Source organism: Acinetobacter sp. FDAARGOS_724, from assembly GCF_013364475.1.
Lineage (GTDB): Bacteria > Pseudomonadota > Gammaproteobacteria > Pseudomonadales > Moraxellaceae > Acinetobacter > Acinetobacter variabilis.
On the sequence record NZ_CP054908.1, the window covers coordinates 2,439,937 to 2,458,373 of the forward strand.

General features: G+C 43.4%; 20 protein-coding genes. 10 read left to right on the forward strand and 10 right to left on the reverse strand.

All coding sequences use genetic code 11. From position 1 onward, the window contains the following. Positions 1 to 13 precede the first annotated feature (13 nt). Genes cydP through FOC32_RS12885 form a run of 5 tightly spaced genes read left to right on the forward strand, consistent with a single transcriptional unit; the run spans position 14 to position 3,398 of the window. Entirely contained in the window at positions 14 to 205 is a 192-nt protein-coding gene (gene cydP, locus FOC32_RS12865; protein WP_004783737.1) for a cytochrome oxidase putative small subunit CydP, read from the forward strand. Continuing rightward, a complete protein-coding gene (locus FOC32_RS12870; RefSeq protein ID WP_104426032.1) occupies positions 205 to 1,824 on the forward strand; it encodes a cytochrome ubiquinol oxidase subunit I in 1,620 nt (539 codons plus the stop codon). The genes cydP and FOC32_RS12870 overlap by 1 nt, the downstream gene beginning before the upstream one ends. Next, the gene (gene cydB / locus FOC32_RS12875) at positions 1,821 to 2,966 is read left to right on the forward strand and encodes a cytochrome d ubiquinol oxidase subunit II (protein ID WP_104426031.1); all 1,146 of its coding nucleotides are present in this window, start codon (positions 1,821 to 1,823) and stop codon (positions 2,964 to 2,966) included. Before FOC32_RS12870 ends, cydB begins: the two co-directional genes overlap by 4 nt. A 24-nt stretch (positions 2,967 to 2,990) precedes the next feature. Then, positions 2,991 to 3,092, forward strand: coding sequence for a cytochrome bd-I oxidase subunit CydX (cydX, locus tag FOC32_RS12880; RefSeq protein WP_004783742.1), 102 nt, complete (start codon positions 2,991 to 2,993; stop codon positions 3,090 to 3,092). Between the two features lie 3 nt (positions 3,093 to 3,095). Next, positions 3,096 to 3,398, forward strand: coding sequence for a cyd operon YbgE family protein (locus tag FOC32_RS12885; RefSeq protein ID WP_104426030.1), 303 nt, complete (start codon positions 3,096 to 3,098; stop codon positions 3,396 to 3,398). 42 nt (positions 3,399 to 3,440) lie between these two features. Here the strand turns inward: FOC32_RS12885 and FOC32_RS12890 are convergent, their stop codons facing one another. The 7 genes from FOC32_RS12890 to FOC32_RS12920 form a co-directional block, all read right to left on the reverse strand. After that, positions 3,441 to 4,106 (reverse strand): DUF6988 family protein, encoded by a 666-nt coding sequence (locus FOC32_RS12890; RefSeq protein WP_104426029.1) that lies wholly within the window; start codon positions 4,104 to 4,106, stop codon positions 3,441 to 3,443. Positions 4,107 to 4,187: 81 nt separating this feature from the next. Continuing rightward, positions 4,188 to 5,327, reverse strand: coding sequence for a rod shape-determining protein RodA (gene rodA, locus FOC32_RS12895; RefSeq protein ID WP_104426028.1), 1,140 nt, complete (start codon positions 5,325 to 5,327; stop codon positions 4,188 to 4,190). A 100-nt stretch (positions 5,328 to 5,427) separates the two neighbouring features. Further along, positions 5,428 to 6,141 carry a 2-C-methyl-D-erythritol 4-phosphate cytidylyltransferase gene (gene ispD / locus FOC32_RS12900; protein WP_104426027.1) on the reverse strand — a complete coding sequence of 238 codons (714 nt, stop codon included), beginning with the start codon at positions 6,139 to 6,141 and terminating at the stop codon, positions 5,428 to 5,430. Next, positions 6,110 to 6,499, reverse strand: coding sequence for a septum formation initiator family protein (locus tag FOC32_RS12905; RefSeq protein WP_004783752.1), 390 nt, complete (start codon positions 6,497 to 6,499; stop codon positions 6,110 to 6,112). The genes ispD and FOC32_RS12905 overlap by 32 nt, the downstream gene beginning before the upstream one ends. A gap of 7 nt (positions 6,500 to 6,506) precedes the next feature. Further along, entirely contained in the window at positions 6,507 to 7,796 is a 1,290-nt protein-coding gene (gene eno / locus FOC32_RS12910; RefSeq protein ID WP_034171067.1) for a phosphopyruvate hydratase, read from the reverse strand. A gap of 64 nt (positions 7,797 to 7,860) precedes the next feature. Further along, positions 7,861 to 8,718, reverse strand: coding sequence for a 3-deoxy-8-phosphooctulonate synthase (kdsA, locus tag FOC32_RS12915; protein WP_004783756.1), 858 nt, complete (start codon positions 8,716 to 8,718; stop codon positions 7,861 to 7,863). A gap of 31 nt (positions 8,719 to 8,749) precedes the next feature. Next, complete coding sequence (locus tag FOC32_RS12920) at positions 8,750 to 10,390, reverse strand: CTP synthase (RefSeq protein WP_104426986.1); 1,641 nt, start codon at positions 10,388 to 10,390, stop codon at positions 8,750 to 8,752. 228 nt (positions 10,391 to 10,618) lie between these two features. On the opposite strand from FOC32_RS12920, the gene FOC32_RS12925 reads away from it, so the two are divergent. Beyond that, positions 10,619 to 11,074, forward strand: a complete 456-nt coding sequence (locus FOC32_RS12925; RefSeq protein WP_373684945.1) for a hypothetical protein — start codon at positions 10,619 to 10,621, stop codon at positions 11,072 to 11,074. 61 nt (positions 11,075 to 11,135) lie between these two features. On the opposite strand, the gene FOC32_RS12930 is transcribed toward FOC32_RS12925, so the two are convergent. From FOC32_RS12930 to FOC32_RS12940, 3 genes are all read right to left on the reverse strand, one after another. Continuing rightward, on the reverse strand, positions 11,136 to 12,242 hold the full coding sequence (locus FOC32_RS12930) for a YheT family hydrolase (protein WP_004783762.1): 1,107 nt from the start codon (positions 12,240 to 12,242) through the stop codon (positions 11,136 to 11,138). A gap of 69 nt (positions 12,243 to 12,311) precedes the next feature. After that, positions 12,312 to 12,722, reverse strand: coding sequence for a nuclear transport factor 2 family protein (locus FOC32_RS12935; protein ID WP_104426025.1), 411 nt, complete (start codon positions 12,720 to 12,722; stop codon positions 12,312 to 12,314). A 172-nt stretch (positions 12,723 to 12,894) separates the two neighbouring features. Next, positions 12,895 to 14,919, reverse strand: a complete 2,025-nt coding sequence (locus FOC32_RS12940; RefSeq protein WP_104426024.1) for an NADPH-dependent 2,4-dienoyl-CoA reductase — start codon at positions 14,917 to 14,919, stop codon at positions 12,895 to 12,897. A gap of 166 nt (positions 14,920 to 15,085) precedes the next feature. Here FOC32_RS12940 and FOC32_RS12945 point away from each other — a divergent pair, with 166 nt between their 5' ends. The 4 genes from FOC32_RS12945 (at position 15,086) to FOC32_RS12960 (ending at position 18,292) form a co-directional block, all read left to right on the forward strand. Then, positions 15,086 to 15,634: a PadR family transcriptional regulator gene (locus FOC32_RS12945; RefSeq protein ID WP_004783769.1), complete on the forward strand. Its 549-nt coding sequence runs from the start codon at positions 15,086 to 15,088 to the stop codon at positions 15,632 to 15,634. Positions 15,635 to 15,648: 14 nt separating this feature from the next. Further along, complete coding sequence (locus tag FOC32_RS12950; protein WP_104426023.1) at positions 15,649 to 16,581, forward strand: alpha/beta fold hydrolase; 933 nt, start codon at positions 15,649 to 15,651, stop codon at positions 16,579 to 16,581. Between the two features lie 19 nt (positions 16,582 to 16,600). Beyond that, positions 16,601 to 17,305, forward strand: coding sequence for an SIR2 family NAD-dependent protein deacylase (locus FOC32_RS12955; RefSeq protein WP_104426022.1), 705 nt, complete (start codon positions 16,601 to 16,603; stop codon positions 17,303 to 17,305). Between the two features lie 87 nt (positions 17,306 to 17,392). Then, entirely contained in the window at positions 17,393 to 18,292 is a 900-nt protein-coding gene (locus FOC32_RS12960; protein ID WP_104426021.1) for a LysR substrate-binding domain-containing protein, read from the forward strand. The last annotated feature ends 145 nt before the right edge of the window (positions 18,293 to 18,437 follow it).

Sequence of the window (18,437 nt, forward strand, 5' to 3'; positions counted from 1 at the left end):
TAGGCTTGTTCACATGAGCTTAGTTTCTAAAAACTTAAACCAAAAAACAGTAAGAGAGATTACTGCGATTTTAATTATCAAGATCATTCTACTTCTGGTAATTAAAAATATTTGGTTTGATGCGCCTACTATTCCAAAAGATTTTGACACTCAAGTCGCCGAGCGTATCGCCGGCAATCCTTCCCAAATCAAGGAGACACGTTGATGATTTCTGAAAGCGTGGTCGATCTTTCGCGGTTCCAGTTCGCTATGACTGCGATGTATCACTTTATTTTTGTTCCACTGACCTTAGGCCTGGCATTTCTGCTTGCCATCATGGAAACCACCTATGTGATTTCCGGCAAAGAAATTTACAAGGACATGACTAAGTTTTGGGGAAAACTGTTCGGGATTAACTTTGCCTTAGGGGTAACCACAGGCTTGACCATGGAGTTCCAGTTCGGAACCAACTGGGCATATTATTCGCATTATGTGGGTGATATTTTCGGTGCACCATTGGCTATTGAAGGTTTGATGGCCTTCTTCCTTGAATCTACTTTCATTGGTTTATTTTTCTTCGGTTGGGACCGTCTATCCAAAGTACAGCATCTGGGCGTGACCTGGTTAGTAGCATTGGGATCTAACATGTCTGCACTGTGGATTCTGGTTGCCAATGGCTGGATGCAAAACCCGGTCGGTTCAGCATTCAACTATGAAACCATGCGTATGGAAATGGTGGACTTTGCAGCACTGATCTTTAACCCTGTTGCACAGGTTAAATTCGTACATACTGTTTCTGCAGGTTATGTGACTGGTGCCATTTTCGTACTGGCAATTTCAAGTTACTACATGCTGAAAAAACGTGACCTGCCATTTGCACGCCGTTCATTTGCGATTGCTGCCATTTTCGGTTTAGCGTCTACTCTTTCAGTGATCCTGCTGGGCGATGAGTCTGGTTATGAAATTGGTGATGTACAGAAAACCAAACTGGCTGCGATTGAAGCAGAATGGGAAACTGAACCAGCGCCTGCAGCATTTACTTTATTTGGCTTCCCAAATAAAGAAACCATGTCTACCGATTATGCTGTGAAAATTCCTTATGTCATGGGCATCATCGCTACACGTTCTGTAGATACCCCTGTTACCGGCATTAAAGACCTGCTGGTTGAACATGAAGGTCGTATCCGAAACGGTATGGTAGCTTATGAACAACTGGAAAAACTACGTGCTGGCGATCAGTCTCCTGAGCTGAAAGCTGCATTTGCAGAAACTCAAAAAGATTTAGGCTACGGTCTGCTTCTGAAAAAATATACTGCAAATGTTGTAGATGCTTCTGACGAGCAAATTAAGGCAGCAGCAAAAGATACTATTCCACATGTACCAAGCCTGTTCTGGGCATTCCGTGCCATGGTCGCTTCTGGCTTCCTGATGCTGGTTCTGTTTGTATTAGCAACTTTTGCGGTGGCTAAACGCAATGCAGAAAACAAACCTTGGTTATTAAAATTTGCATTATTTGCATTACCACTTCCATGGATTGCGGCACAAACTGGCTGGTTTGTTGCTGAAGTAGGTCGTCAACCTTGGACTATTGGTGAGGTTCTGCCTACACATCTGTCGACTTCAAGCTTAAGCACAGGCGATGTATGGGGTTCAATCATTGCATTAGCAGCGTTCTACACTGTCTTGCTGATTATTGAAATGTACCTGATGATTAAATTCTCACGTCTGGGTCCAAGTTCATTACATACCGGTAAATACCACTTCGAAAAATCTAATTCTCAAGCAGCAGCCGATCAAGAAGATGCAGCTCTTCCAGAAGGCGTAACTGGCGAGGTTCAATCATGATTGAATACGAACTCCTCAAAATAATCTGGTGGGTACTGGTTGGCGTCTTGCTGATTGGTTTCGCCCTGACTGATGGCTTTGATATGGGCTCCATGGCGATCATGCCATTCGTGGGTCAGAATGATGAAGAACGTCGTGCGGCAATCAATACGATTGCCCCGCATTGGGATGGTAACCAAGTCTGGTTTATTACTGCGGGTGGTGCCCTGTTTGCTGCTTGGCCAATGGTTTATGCAACTGCCTTTTCTGGTATGTACTGGGCACTTCTGCTTGTTCTGTTTGCCTTATTCCTGCGTCCAGTAGGATTCGACTATCGCTCCAAACTGGAAAATACCAAATGGCGTAATGCCTGGGATTGGGGCCTAGCAGTTGGTGGTGCTGTGCCTGCACTGGTTTTCGGTGTTGCATTCGGCAATATGTTCCTGGGTGTTCCATTTACATTAGACGAAACAGTTCGTTCGACTTATTCCGGCAGCTTCTTTGCCCTGCTCAATCCATTTGCACTGGTATGTGGTGTTGTCAGCTTATCTATGCTGTGTGCACACGGTGGTGCATGGTTGATGCTACGTACAGATGGCGATTTACGTGAACGTTCTGCCAAAGCAACCAAAATCATGGGGATTGTTTATCTGGTAGCTTTCCTGGTAGTCGGTGCATGGTTATATTTCGGTGGTATCCAGGGTTATACCCTAGTGACTCCTTACGAAACTAACGGTATCGCTAATCCACTAGCAAAAGAAGTACTGACCAATGCCAACCCAGGCTGGATGAACAACTACAGCAATTATCCAATTACGATACTGGCACCAGTTTCAGGTATTTTGGGCGGTATCATTGTGGTATTGGCTGCATCTAAAGCCAAAGCAGGTTTGAGCTTCCTGGGTTCATCTTTAGCGGTGATCGGTGCGATTTTGACTGCCGGTTTTGCCCTATTCCCATTCCTGATGCCATCTAGCATCAACCCAGTTGCAAGCTTAACCATGTGGGATGCGGTATCCAGCCAAAATACCTTAACTGTGATGACTGTAGCTGCATGCATCTTCGTTCCACTGATCCTGTGCTACACCACTTGGTGTTACTACAAGATGTGGGGCGTGATTACCAAAAAACATATTCAAGAGAATTCACACAGCCTGTACTAAGGCTGTGTCTTAGGAGATAAAATTATGTGGTATTTCGCATGGATTCTCGGCATTTTGATGGCCTGTTTCGCTGGTGTACTCAGTGCACTATATATTGAAAATCATCAAGACCTGGATGAGAAATAAGAGATGACAGACGCTGCAGTTGAACAAGTAAAGATAGAAAAAAAATCTAACCCTTTTGCAATGGTGATTTCTTGCCTATTGGCTTTTCCAATCGCAGCGGTGTTGCTGGTTCATCCTGCTGCAATGCTGGATGCCAACGGGGAATATAGCCACCGCGCCATGATGTTTATCATGATCGGCATTTCAGGCGGTTTTATTCACGGGGTTGGCTTTATCCCTCAGCACTGGTTCTGGAAATGGCTATTTAGTCCGTTTCTGGCTTGGCCGTTAATGCTATGGGGTTATTACACTTGGTTTCTTAATTAGGTATTAAACAGCCAAAAACAAAGCCCTCATTTGAGGGCTTTTTTATTGATATTTTGCAAATTTACTATCAATTCTTTGCTTTTCCTCAGCAGAAATATCCTCTTGCATCTGAAAGCAACTTCCATATTTACCATGAATATAATGCAGATACTTTTCCTTTCCAGCATGTCTTAGCAAAATTTGTGCAGCCATGGTAATAAATCCATTAACTTGCCTAATCAAAGTAATTCTAAATTCATCCGATAATCCAGCACGCTTTTGAATTAAAGAATTCCTACCCGTATGTACGACGGAATGTAAATGCTTTAAAGAGTAAAACTTAAACTCCTTAAACATTTCAACAATATGTTCTATTTCCTTTACTCCTTCGAGCTTAGTGATCATTTCTGTGACAGAAAGTATTTTTATATTTTGGAAAAGCTGAGCTTCATTTTTTACTTCGAATTTTTGCACTTCATTATTTGTTGCTACCATAAGAAGCCAATAAGCCCTAACGACAGCCTCAAATTGCATCCTGAATAGTGCTATCGCTGAAATGTCTCTTTCTAATTCTAATAGATGTTGTATAGCAACCCCATGTTCAATAGCTATATCACAACATTCGTGCACCAATTCCAGCCTTAAACCTGCCTCTAAATACACTGAGCTAATTAACTCATCATCCAACTCTTCAAGCATTTGTTCAGACAATCGAAAAATATTATCCATATGAAAAACCACTATAGTATTATTAATTTTTTATGGGCTTAAAATTAAAAAAGCGAGATAAAAATCTCGCTTTTAAACTTTCTATCGATGAGTATGGATTGACATCACAATACCCATCCCTGCCAACATGGAAATCACGGCTGTCCCCCCATAACTCATCAATGGCAAAGGGTCACCCGTCACAGGCAAGATCCCACTGACCATGCCTGAGTTTAAAAATACAAAGAAGAAAAAAGTTAGTCCGATCGCACCGGCGTATAAACGGCCAAAGTTATGAAAGCTATTCATGCCAATAATCAGACAGCGAATAATAATGGCCGTAAACAGGCTGAATAGAAGAAACACCCCGATAAAACCAAATTCTTCCGCATAAGTCGACATAATAAAGTCGGTATGATGTTCAGGCAGATAACCTAGATGAGACTGAGTACCTTGCGAATAGCCTTTCCCCATAATCCCGCCCGAACCGATGGCAATTTTGGACTGGATAATATTCCAGCCTGCGCCCAAGGCATCTGATTCTGGATCGAATAAAGTCAGAATCCGTTTCTTTTGATACTCCTGAAAAAAGAACATCCACAGCAATGGCACTGCAATAGCTAAAGCAGCAAAGGCTCCAGCAATTAAACGCCATGACATGCCGCTTAGGAACAGTACAAAAATCCCGGGAATCACCAGACCGATATTTAGATCGGGTTGCAGTGCTACCAGTACAAATGGCACGCCTAAAATCACCAAAGCACCGACAATGTCCAGAAACTTCGGTGGGAAAGGTTTACGGGCAAAGTACCAGGCCATCATCAGTGGCATGGCAAACTTCATTACCTCACTCGGCTGCATACTCCCTACACCCGGCAACGTAATCCAGCGGGTTGCCCCAAGACGCTTCTCACCAATCACAAAGACCAGCAGTAGCATAAAGATACCGAACATATAAAAATATGGACTGGCAGCTTGATAAACCTTAGGTGGTACTTGGGCACAGATAAACATCACCACAAAGCCCACACCAAAACTGATCGCCTGACGGATCACCATCCCGGAATCTTCAGAGGTGGCACTGTAAACCACCATCAGACCCAGGATCGCATTTAAAATCAGGAAACAAAGCAGCCATGGATCAAGGTGCAACTTGGTCCATCGGGAGGCATTTTGGGGATTAATACTACGTCCATCGCGTGCGGACTGCCGCAAAAAACGATACTGCTGTGAAGGGATCATTGGCCCACGGGTAGAAAATTCATGATGGCAAAATTATAAGTTAAAGTACTCCGGAATAAATCGTCATTGACTGATTTATTCCATTTTTATTGCAATATATTTAGCGCTGTGCAGCCAGAATCAGCTTGGCCAGTTCCAGATCATCTGGATAGGTAATTTTAATATTGTCAGAGCGACCTTGTACTACTTGAACTGGTTCGTCTATATGTTCCAGTGCACTGGCTTCATCGGTAATAGTAACACCATCTGCGAGTGCCTGCTGAATTGCACGTTTTAAGGTTCCGAGTTTCGCCATTTGTGGTGTTTGCGCCTGCCACAAAGTTGAACGATCTACCGTCGTTTCAATATCATGACTCTTTACGACACGCTTTAAGGTATCCCGTACCGGAATACCCAGAATCGCCGCCTGATCGGTTTGAATTGCTGTATTGACCAGATCAATCAAGGAGCTTTGACTCACACAAGGACGGGCTGCATCATGCACTAAAACCCAGTCTTCTTCTGAAGCTATCTCAGATAAATATTCCAAGGCATTTAGTACAGAGTTGACGCGTTCTGCACCGCCCAAGCAAAAATGCGCTTTATCCAGACGAGAAAATGGCAGAGTCTTGGCAACATCATCCTGTGCACCGATTGCAAGGACATAACCTGCTAATGGCAATTGATTCAGGCGCGAAACCGTATGTTCAAGAACGGTCTGTTCCTGAATCATCTGATATTGTTTAAGTTCGGTTTTGGAAAATCGGCTACCGGAACCTGCAGCTGGTAAAATGACCCATAATTTATGGTGTTGTTGGAACATCAGCTGATTCATTGGTTCTCAGGTCTACTTTATTCGGATTAAGATAAATCGGTTTATATTGAGTACTAATAGTGCTCATTTGTACAAAGGTTTCATGCGGCTTGATCAAACCTAAATCGAGACGAGCATGTTCTTCGATGGCTTCAATACCATTCTTCAAATCATAAACTTCTGCAGCCAGAACGCGATTACGTTCTTTTAACTCTTCATTCAATTCTACTTGTTGCTGGATTTTCTGGGTCAATGCCTGATGGTCATTATAACCACCCTCACCAAACCAGTATAAATATTGAAACCCTGCGATCAGAACGATCGCAAGGCCCAACAGTACTTTACTCATCAAGGAGTCGAATACATTTAACATTGACATAAGTCGCTTAGTTCAAACCTTTGAACTCAGCTTTACCGCGATATGCAGCTTGAGTCAATTCTTCGATACGAAGTAATTGGTTATATTTCGCTACACGGTCAGAACGGCAAAGTGAACCAGTCTTGATTTGACCTGCTGCTGTACCCACTGCAAGATCTGCAATAGTAGAATCTTCAGTTTCACCTGAACGGTGAGAGATTACAGTAGAGTAACCGTTTGCTTTCGCAAGGTAGATGGCATCCAGAGTTTCAGTCAATGTACCGATCTGGTTGTACTTGATCAGGATTGAGTTGCCTACTTTCTCGTTGATACCACGTTGAAGAATCTTAGGATTCGTAACAAACAGGTCATCACCAACCAACTGGATCTTGTCGCCCAGAATCGAAGTCAGGTAAGACCAGCCTTCCCAGTCAGATTCGTCCAGACCATCTTCAATGGAGATAATTGGGTATTGGTTTACTAGACCTGCAAGGTAGTCAGCAAACTGGTTGCTTGTGAACGATTTGTTGCCTTCACCAGCCAGGATATATTGACCATCTTTGTAGAATTCTGAAGATGCACAGTCAAGCGCAAGCATAATGTCAGAACCAGCCTTGTAACCAGTTTGCTCGATTGCAGACAGGATCACAGTAATAGCTTCTTCGTTAGAACGAAGGTTTGGCGCAAAACCACCTTCATCACCAACTGCAGTGTTCAAACCTTGTTTCTTCAAAACTGATTTTAAAGAATGGAAGATTTCAGCACCCGCACGTAACGCTTCAGAAAATGAAGTGAAACCTACAGGCTCAATCATGAATTCCTGAATATCAACAGTGTTGTCTGCGTGAGCACCACCGTTCAGGATGTTCATCATTGGAACAGGCATGGTCAAAATCTTTTGACCACGAAGATCTGCGATATATTGGTAAAGCGGAGTTTTCTTTTCTTCAGCAGCAGCACGCGCAGCAGCAAGAGATACTGCCAAAGTTGCGTTTGCACCTAATTTTTCTTTGTTTTCAGTACCGTCTAAAGCGATCATCGTATTGTCGATGTCTTTCTGTTCGAATACTGATTTACCCACTAACGCATCACGAATCAGAGTGTTTACGTTGTTAACCGCAGTTTTAACCCCTTTACCTAGGTAACGTGCTTTATCGCCATCACGAAGTTCTAGAGCTTCACGAGAACCAGTTGAAGCACCAGATGGTGCACATGCACGGCCAACTACGCCAGATGCTAAGATAACGTCTGCTTCGATGGTTGGATTACCACGAGAGTCCAAAATTTCACGTGCACGAATGTCAACGATTTGACTCATGAACTATTCCTCAGTTGATTAATAAAAATGATGCGTCAAAAAAGACGCATCAATGTATATTGAATTAATGTGTATCTAATTTTTCAAATCCTTTCACTAGAGTATCCAGCTCTTTTAATTGAGCCAGGAATGGTTCTAGTTGAGATAAACGCAAGGCACAAGGACCATCACATTTTGCCACATCTGGATTTGGATGAGCTTCCAGGAATAAACCTGCAAGACCTGTTGCCATACCGGCACGCGCCAGTGTAGTAATCTGCGCACGACGACCACCGGCAGAGTCAGCACGACCGCCCGGAGTTTGTAATGCATGCGTTACATCAAAGAATACTGGCACGTTCATTTCTTTCATGATGTCGAAGCCCAGCATGTCTACAACCAGATTGTTGTAACCAAAGGCTGAACCACGCTCACAAAGAATCAGCTTGTCATTCCCTGCTTCCAGACATTTATGCAAAATGTGGCGCATTTCATGCGGAGCAAGGAACTGGGCTTTTTTGATGTTGATGATGGCATCAGTTTTTGCCATCGCTTCAACCAGGTCAGTCTGACGACTTAAGAATGCAGGTAGCTGAATAATGTCAGCAACTTCTGCCACAGGAGCAGCCTGATACGGCTCATGTACATCAGTGATAATTGGTACATTAAAATGTTTTTTAATGTCGGCTAACCACTCGATTCCTTTTTCGAGGCCAGGCCCACGGAATGAGTTCAGGCTTGAACGGTTGGCTTTGTCAAAACTTGCTTTAAAGACATATGGAATATCTAAACGCTTGCAGATATCAACATAAGTCTCTGCAATTTCAAAAGCTAAGTCTTTCGACTCAAGTACGTTCATGCCGCCGAATAGTACAAATGGCAAGTGGTTTGCCATTTGTATATCGCCTAAACGTACAATTTCTTGTGGTTTTAATTGTGACATTTAAACTTCCTAGTTGTGTCTTAAACTCGCATTATTTGGTTTTTTGGTACTGTTTTTTTGCAGCATCAATGAAACCGGCAAATAATGGATGTCCATCACGTGGCGAGCTGGTAAATTCCGGGTGGAATTGTACTGCAATAAACCAAGGATGTGCAGGAATTTCAACAGTTTCTACCAGATGTTGTACCGGAGAATAACCAGAAATCTTCATGCCTTTTTCTTCCAGCACTGGGATATAACGGTTGTTCATCTCGTAACGGTGACGATGACGTTCGATAATTTCATCCGAACCATACACTTCAGCAGTCTTGGTACCCGGTACCAGTTCAGACTTCTGTGCACCTAGACGCATGGTACCGCCAAGGTCTGAATCTACTGAACGCTGTTGAACTTCACCGCGCTCATCTAACCATTCAGTGATCAGACCAATCAATGGAGATTTGGTTGAGCGGTTGAATTCTGTTGAAGTCGCATCAGTGATACCCGCCACGTTACGTGCATATTCGATCACTGCAAGCTGCATACCCAAGCAGATGCCCAGGAATGGCACACCGTTTTCACGTGCAAAACGAATCGCTTTCATTTTGCCTTCAGTACCACGCTCACCGAAACCACCCGGAACCAGAATCGCATCCGCATCTTTCAATACTTCATTGACATCTTGGCTTTCAAGTTCTTCAGCATTGACATAGTCGATCTGAACTTTCACTCGGTTTTGAATGCCCGCATGTAAAAGTGCTTCGTTCACAGACTTGTAGGCATCTGGAAGTTCAACATATTTACCCACCATTGCAACACGTACAGTGTATTCAGGGTTCAGTAAAGCTTCTACCACATTATCCCAGTCAGACAGGTCTGCTTCTGGAAGATTGTCATAGCCAAAACGTTCACAGATGAGATCATCAACGTTCTGTTCATAGAAAGTACGTGGAATCTGGTAGATCGTACGTGCATCTTTACACACGACTACTGCACGCGCTTCTACGTTAGTGAACAAGGCAATTTTACGCGTCGTATCTGCATCAACATCATGTTCAGTACGGCAGATCAAAATGTCTGGTTGAATACCAATAGACAGAAGTTCTTTTACTGAGTGTTGAGTTGGTTTAGTTTTTAATTCTGCTGCAGACTTAATGTATGGGAGTAACGTTAAGTGCATCAGCATCGTACGTTTATGACCAAGTTCAACCATTAACTGACGTACAGATTCCATGAATGGGAGAGATTCAATGTCACCTACAGTACCGCCGATCTCAACGATCGCAACGTCATAACCTTCGCCAGCGCGAAGTACACGTTCTTTGATGTTGTCAGTAATGTGTGGAATAACTTGTACAGTACCACCCAGGTAGTCACCACGGCGTTCTTTATTCAGAACATCCTGATAAACACGGCCTGATGTAAAGTTATTCAGTTTGGTCATTTTCGCACGACGCAAGAAACGTTCGTAGTAACCCAAGTCTAAGTCTGTTTCAGCACCGTCTTCTGTAACAAAAACTTCACCGTGCTGGAATGGGCTCATAGTCCCTGGATCGACATTAATGTATGGATCCATTTTTACCATGGTCACTTTTAAACCACGGGCTTCTAAAAGTGCAGCAACAGAAGCAGCTGAAATACCTTTACCTAGTGATGAAACAACACCACCAGTCACGAAAATAAAATGGGTCATTGGGTTTCTCGTACAATCGAGCCTAAATCGGCCTGCAATGTTGCGCAATTTTACTTTACCTTGTACCAATAAAGCAAAGTCAATCCGCATCAAATCAAAGAACAATAAACAATTGACTATTCTAACAGCAATTCCTTAAAAAAATTACAGTAAGTTCATATGATTTATATATTGCATTTTGCTGCTATAATAGGAGCATTCACACCCTACACTATTCTGTTTGATGCAATGATGATGAAGAAACTTTTAATCTGTACCCTGATCCTGACTGGCCTTACACTGACTGGTTGTGTAAAAAAAGAAGCTCCAAAAGAAGAAGAACAAACCGAAGTTACTCCAGCATCTGAAGTGGTTGCTCCGGAACCTGTACAACTTGAGCCTGTTGAACCATTAGAATCAACACCAGTTGAACCGGTTGAAGAAGCACCAGCAGCACCGACTGTTGAAATCCAGCGCGAACAAACTGCGAATACTACGACTGAAATTCGCCGTGAAGTTAAAAAACCAGAACCTGCTCAATCAGAGCCTGCGCCTGCAGCTGAAACAAATTCAAGTACTGAGCAGCCTGCAAAACCTGCAGCAACACCAGCCGCTCCTAAAAACAATTCATCTTCTGCAAACAAGTCTGAAGATGATGCAGTTGCAGATGCGATTGCTGCTGCTATGCCAGCACTTGAAAACTAATATAATCCTTCATCAAAAAAACCCAGCTTATGCTGGGTTTTTTATGGTTTAAAAATCTCTTTCAAGCTGCCGTTGGAGTATCGGAAAGTTGCAGTAAATACTCTGCCATCAGACGAGTGGCCCATGATTCTGTCTGCATTAAACCCTGATAAAAGCCACAGTGGCTGCCTTTTTTAGTGGTGACGACTACAATATTCGGCATAGCTCGAATGGCATCCTTATACGGTTCCAGATTCTTGATATGACAGACCGGGTCATCTTCCGAGTTCAAAATCATCAATGGAATTTTGACATTTTCAAAGACATAAATCGGGTTGGTGGCCTTGGTATAGCTTTCATAATCTGAAAAACCTGCCAGCTCATAGTAGTGCTGTTCAAATTCAGACAAGTCTTTCACCTCAAGCAATTGCTTCCATGAAGGATAAATCTGCCAGGTTTCCTGATAAGGGTGGATAAAACGTTTGATCAGTTTTTTAGCCATGACTTTGCTATAAAACGGATGCACATAAGCAAAACCGGTTTCGGTATTATAACCTGGGCATAAGGCAAAGGCTGCTTTGAGCGGGGTTTGCTCGCCCTCCTCACCCAAGTAGCGAACTAACAGTCCTGTACCCGCAGAAGAACCTACACCATAGAGATCGGATTGAGGAAATTTGTCCTGAATATAGAGCAGCTGTTCACGCAAGTCCTGAGTGGAGCCAAACAGGTTCATTTTTGGCACAGGCATTGGCAGGTCAGCATGACCACGGCGCAAACACAGGGCAACACGCCAGCCTGTATATTTATGCAGGTCACGTACCAGCTCCCGCATGGATTCCGGAGAACCGGTAATGGTATGTAATAACACAATAGTAGGTGTACTTGGCGGTAAATCTAAACCATACCAGGCAATGCCAGTAATGCCGCCATCGGACATATTCAGCTGCTCAAGCACATCATATTGCAGCTTAATCGTGCGTTTTTTTATCAAGTCCAGATATAAAATGTGCGCATGCGCATTTGATAACCACGGTGTTGGACGATATTTCTGTTTTAAAAGTGGTAAACGTTCAATCACACCAGAAAATAAACCATTCGGATTATAATAAAGTGTTGGAAGATCCGCTCCGCTAAAGCGGTCCAGATATTCACTTGAAAGTTGACTCATTTTTTTAAGCCACATTTTCATCTGTATTCCCCTCTAGTTTTCTATCAGTGATGTACAAACTTCATGCCGACTTGAATCAATTTTAGGAAATTAAGTATTAGCCTGATAAGCCTGAATCCGCTGGCCCATTTCTACAGCTAAGGCTTCAAGTCCAGATTTTGGTCGGATCATTACTTCAAAATCAATGATCTGACCTTCATCATTGAACTGAATCATGTCGATTCCCTTAAGTTTCTTATCGCTGACATTGGCGGAAAACTCAAGTACAACATTGTTACCATCTTCACTAAGAAATTCACGGTGATAAGTAAAGTTTTCAAAGACCTGAATCACATTGGTCAAGATAAAAAATACAACCTGTTTCCCGGGATAAGGCTGAAAAGCCACGGGCGAGCGGAATACGACATTATCCGCGAGGAGTTCATTCAATATGGACATATCACGTGTTTCCAACATTTCATGCCAGCGTGTAATAGCCTGTTTTGTTATTTCAAGTGTCATTTTAGATTCCTTTTATTTTTAGAGTTCTATCTATACGCTTTCTTCGTTTTAATAATGAAATTTCCCCCTTTAATAAAGGGGGTTAGGGGGATTCTCTTTATATTTAAATCCCTCCCAACCTACCTTTTATAAAGGGAGGAGTTATCTTCCTTTTAAATAAAGCTATAGAGAATTAAATTACCGCAGCCAATTCAGCACCCTGCCGGATCGCACGTTTCGCATCCAGCTCACCTGCTTCTTTCGCACCACCAATGAGATGTACGTTTTTACCGGCAGCTTTCAGTTCATCAAACATGGCGGTATAAGATTCCTGACCAGCACAGATAATGACATTATCTACGTCTAATACTGCAGGTTGATCATTCACTATAACGTGCAAGCCCTGATCATCGATTTTTTCATAGCTTGCACCGGCAATCATTTTGACATTACGATGTTTTAAGCCAGTACGGTGAATCCAGCCTGTGGTTTTACCCAGACTTGAACCGACAGAAGCTGCTTTACGCTGCAATAAATAAATTTCACGTTCAGGTTGTTCTAGATTGGCTGTCTTAAGTCCACCAACATTTTCATAGTTAGTGTCGATCCCCCATTCATCATAGAATTTTTCCGGATTGACACTGCCACTTTCGGTCCCATGACTGAGCAGCTCGGCTGTATCAAAGCCAATACCACCTGCACCAATAATCGCTACACGCTGGCCGACTGGTTTACGCTCTCTTAGTACATCCAGATAAGACAATACTTTAGGATGATCAATTCCAGGAATATCAAGCTGACGCGGTGTCACCCCAGTGGCAACCACAATGTCATCAAATTCGGCTGAAATCAGCTGATCAAAGGTCGCGGTGCAATTTAATTTCAATTGAATACGTGGTTGCAATTCAATCTGACGTTTAAAATAGCGCAAGGTTTCATAAAACTCTTCCTTACCTGGAATGGTCTTCGCAATATTAAATTGCCCACCAATCTGTGCTGAAGCTTCAAATACAGTGACATGATGGCCACGACCTGCTGCATAGATGGCAAAGCTTAAACCTGCCGGCCCCGCACCAATCACTGCAATATTTTTCGCTACATTGGTTTCTTTAAAGATCAGTTCGGTTTCATAACAAGCACGTGGATTCACCAGACAGGTGGCAATTTTCATCGAGAAAATATGATCCAGACAGGCTTGGTTACAACCGATACAGGTATTGATTTCATCACTACGGCCCTGTTCTGCTTTTAAGACAAACTCAGAGTCTGCCAGCATTGGACGTGCCATTGACACCATATCGGCATCACCTGTAGCCAGGACATATTCTGCCATTTCCGGGGTATTAATACGGTTAGAGGTAATAAGAGGAATATTCACCTGACCTTTTAGCTTACGCGTAACCCAGGTAAAGGCCGCACGTGGCACTTTAGTAGCAATGGTCGGAATACGCGCTTCATGCCAGCCAATACCGGTATTAATAATCGTCGCGCCCGCTTTCTCGATGGCTTTGGCGAGTTGGATTACTTCTTCTAGAGTTGAACCGCCTTCAACCAGATCCAGCATCGAAAGACGATAAATAATAATAAAGTTCTCACCGACCATTTCACGGGTACGGCGTACAATTTCAATCGGGAAACGGATACGGTTTTCATAGCTGCCACCCCATTCATCATCACGATGATTGGTACGTGCTGCGATGAACTCATTGATCAGGTAACCTTCTGAGCCCATGATTTCGACACCATCATAACCTGCATACTGAGCCAGTCTGGCACAGTTGGCAAAATCATCGATGGTCTGCTGCACTTCAGCCGAGCTTAAGGCATGCGGTTTGACTGGATTAATCGGTGCCTGAATTGAAGACGGCGCAACATTTTCCGCCTGATAAGAATAACGGCCGGTATGCAGGATCTGCATGGCAATTTTCCCGCCAGCTTCATGTACAGCTTGGGTAATCACTTTATGCTTTTCAGCTTCTTCAATCGTATCGAGCTTGGAACCACCCTGAAAAGTGACGCCATGATCATTCGGCGAAATACCACCTGTGACAATTAAGGCTACACCACCCTTGGCACGTTCTGCATAAAAGGCAGCCATCCGATTATAACCGCCCGGTGCTTCTTCTAAGCCCACATGCATGGAGCCCATCAAAACACGGTTTTTAAGCGTGGTAAAACCCAGATCCAGTGGGGCAAGTAAATTCGGATATTTAGACATTTCAACTCCTTAGCGTGCAGATGTGCTGGCTATTTTTATTCAGGCTGACTGATTTACTTCCATCAAGCAACAGTCTTATGCAACTTGTTGCACTAATTTATAGTGCAGAATTGATTTTTATGCAACATGTTGCATAATAATCCCGAGTCATTTTCTTGAGACGTTTATGTCTTTATCACATGTTTTACTCACCAGCCTGATTGAGAAACCGAGCACTGGCATTGAACTGGCACGCCGTTTTGACCGCTCCATGGGCTTCTTCTGGAATGCCACCCATCAGCAGATCTATCGTGAACTGAATGCCATGCTGCAAAAAGGCTGGATTTCGACGATAGAAGAGGAAGATTCTCATAGCCGTAAAAAGACCTATCAGGTAGAGCGACTCGGCCGGGAAGAACTGGCTAACTGGATGCTGGAGCATAGTTCTCCTGCACAGCTTCGTGAAGAATTGATGGTTCGTCTACGTGCAGAAGCCCAGCTGGGCGGCAACAGCACCTTACCTGAACTGGAACGCCATCTAGAAATACATAAAGAGAAGCTTAAAACCTATCAGCAGATTTTCGCCAAAGACTTTGCTCAAGCTGACGAAAATGACCGAACCCTGTATATTCATAAAATGATTCTGCAACTGGGTATTGACCAGGAACTGGGCTGGATTGCCTGGCTGGAACAGGTTATTCCCAAACTTAAACAATTCGATGTAGAAAAATTATAAATACGGAGATATGCATGCCCTTCTATAGCATGCCAGATGGCGAACAGTTATTTGTACGTGAATACGGTCAGGGTCAACCGGTCTTGGTCCTATCAGGTCTGGGCATGTTGAGCTGGCAATGGGCAGCTTTTCACTATCCACATCAGAAAAATTTCCGCTTTATTATTCCCGAGTGGCGTGGGTTTGGGGCATCTAGTCACTGCAAAATTCCGCAAGACCTGGATGCGATTTCCAGTCACTGGCTTGATGTTCAGTCGGTGATCCAACAGCTCAATTTAGATCAATTTATTGTAATTGCTTACTCGATGGGCGCAACCACCACCATGCATGGCTTGTGCTACGGGGATTTTGCCAAACACATAGCAGCTTATTTGCATATTGACCAAACACCGAAGATTCCGGTTGATGATGCTTGGACATTTGGACTTTTTGGTTCACGCCATCAGGAATTTATTGAAATTTTGCAGCAGCTTTCAACATTACTTGCAGAACATCAGCAGATTGAACTCATTCGGAATCTGGATACTGCAGTACGTCAGCAAATTACAGCATTATGGCTGCGCTTCATGCAGCTACAAAATGATCGTCCAGCCAGTTTAAAAGTGTTTAAGTTCATCCTGAACCGACCTCGTCTGCAAAGCCTGCTCCTGCCTTCCAGTCGGGTAGATTATATGACGTGGTACATCAATAATTATTTATATCATCATGAAGATTATCGTGAAGCTCTGGCGAAGCTTACTTGTCCGGTGACTTTCTTTAGCGGTGTGCAGTCCAAACTTTATCCTGTGGAAGGCCAGCGCCTGATTGCTCAAAGCCTGCCTCAAGCTAAACATGTGCTTTTCAACAAATCTGGTCATACCCCTTTACTGACCGAACCACTCAAATTTGCCAAGGAGCTCGGCATCTTTCTGAAAGAAAATTTACAGTCCAGCTCTTCAGCGGCTTAAAGATTAAGGAGAAGAAATCATGAAAAAACTGGTGGTGTTTTCAGGTGCTGGCATGAGTGCTGAAAGTGGGATTAACACCTTTCGTGACAGTGATGGGCTTTGGGAACAGTATCGTATAGAAGAAGTGGCCACACCGGAAGCTTGGGCTAAAAATCCGGAACTCGTGCAACGCTTTTATAATGCCCGACGTAAAAATATTCTGGAAGCACAGCCAAATGCAGCTCATCAACTCATTGCTGAACTTGAAGATGATTTTGATGTCCATGTGATTACCCAAAATATTGATGATCTGCATGAACGTGCCGGAAGTTCTAAGGTTATTCACCTGCATGGCAATATCTGCCTAGCCAAAACCTCAGGCCCAAATTGTCAGTACACCACCGAGTTTTATCCGATTGAAGGGACTGAATTAGATTTAACTAAACACTTCTGTAAGGATGGCTATCCACTACGTCCACATGTGGTCTGGTTTGGCGAAGCTGTACCAGCTTATGAAGAAGCACAAGATTGTGTACAGGACGCTGATATTTTTGTGGTCATTGGAACTAGCCTGCAAGTATATCCTGTTGCTGGTTTAATCCATGAGATTCCAACTCACTGCACAGCTTATTATATTGATCCCAAAGCAGATCAACAGCATTTACCCGTTCAGTTTCACAAGATTTCCCAGACGGCCACAGAAGGCATGAAAACCTTACTTAAATTACTTGAGTCCGAGATCTAGTCATCATTCAAAATTCGTATTCTATAGTTGACAGTATGCAACAATCATTTTTTAATCAGCCTATTGTTGCAGGAATGGAATTAAACGATGCTGACTGATCTGGATGATTTTTACTGTTTTGCGCAGGTCGTCGAACATGGCGGCTTTAGTGCAGCCGAACGTGCTACCGATATTCCCAAATCCAAGCTCAGCCGCCGCGTTTATAATCTGGAAGAACGTCTTGGCGTCCGTCTGATTCAGCGTAGTTCCCGTCATTTTGCAGTCACTGATATTGGCATGAATATCTATCGCCATGCACAAGTGATGCTCAGTGCAGCACAGGCTGCATACGACCTGGTAGATCATCTCAGTACTGAACCGCGTGGCACTATTAAAGTCAGCCTGCCCGTCTCCATTGCCCAGAATGAAATGGCAAAAATCCTGCCGGATTTCCTGAAAAAATATCCTGAAATTAAAGTCCAGATGATGATCACCAATCGACGCGTGGACATCATTAACGAAGGCTTTGATCTGGCCCTACGGGTACGGACCAGCCTGGATGATGATCCGAATCTGGTGATTCGTCAGTTTGAAAAAATTGAACAGCATCTGTTTGCCAGTCAGGGCTATCTGAATGAATTTGGCGATCTGAAAACGCCTGAACAGCTCTCTGAACATAAAATTTTAAGCATGGCTGAGGAACATACTGAACAGTTCCTGATATTGCAGAATGAGCAGCAGCAACAGAAAAAAATCCGGATCAACCCGACCGTAATGGGATCAGACCTGAATATGCTGGCACAACTGGCGGCTTCAAGCTGCGGCATTACCTTATTGCCCGATAATGTCGTGCAGCAATATGTAGAACGTGGCGAACTGGTTCGGGTACTTTCAGACTGGAAAACCGCACATGGCATTTTTCATCTGGTTTATCCTTCCCGTCGTGGCCTGTTACCGGCTGTGCGGGTATTTATTGATTATCTGGTTGAGCACCTGCATCTTGTATAAATAGAAATATTTCAGGCAAAAAAAATAGCTCATTCTTGGGGAAAAATGAGCTAATAAAAACAATTCACTACAGCATGAAGTGAACGAAAGGAAACTACTACCGCTAAGCCAAATCTAATACACAGTAATCAGACATCTAATAGAA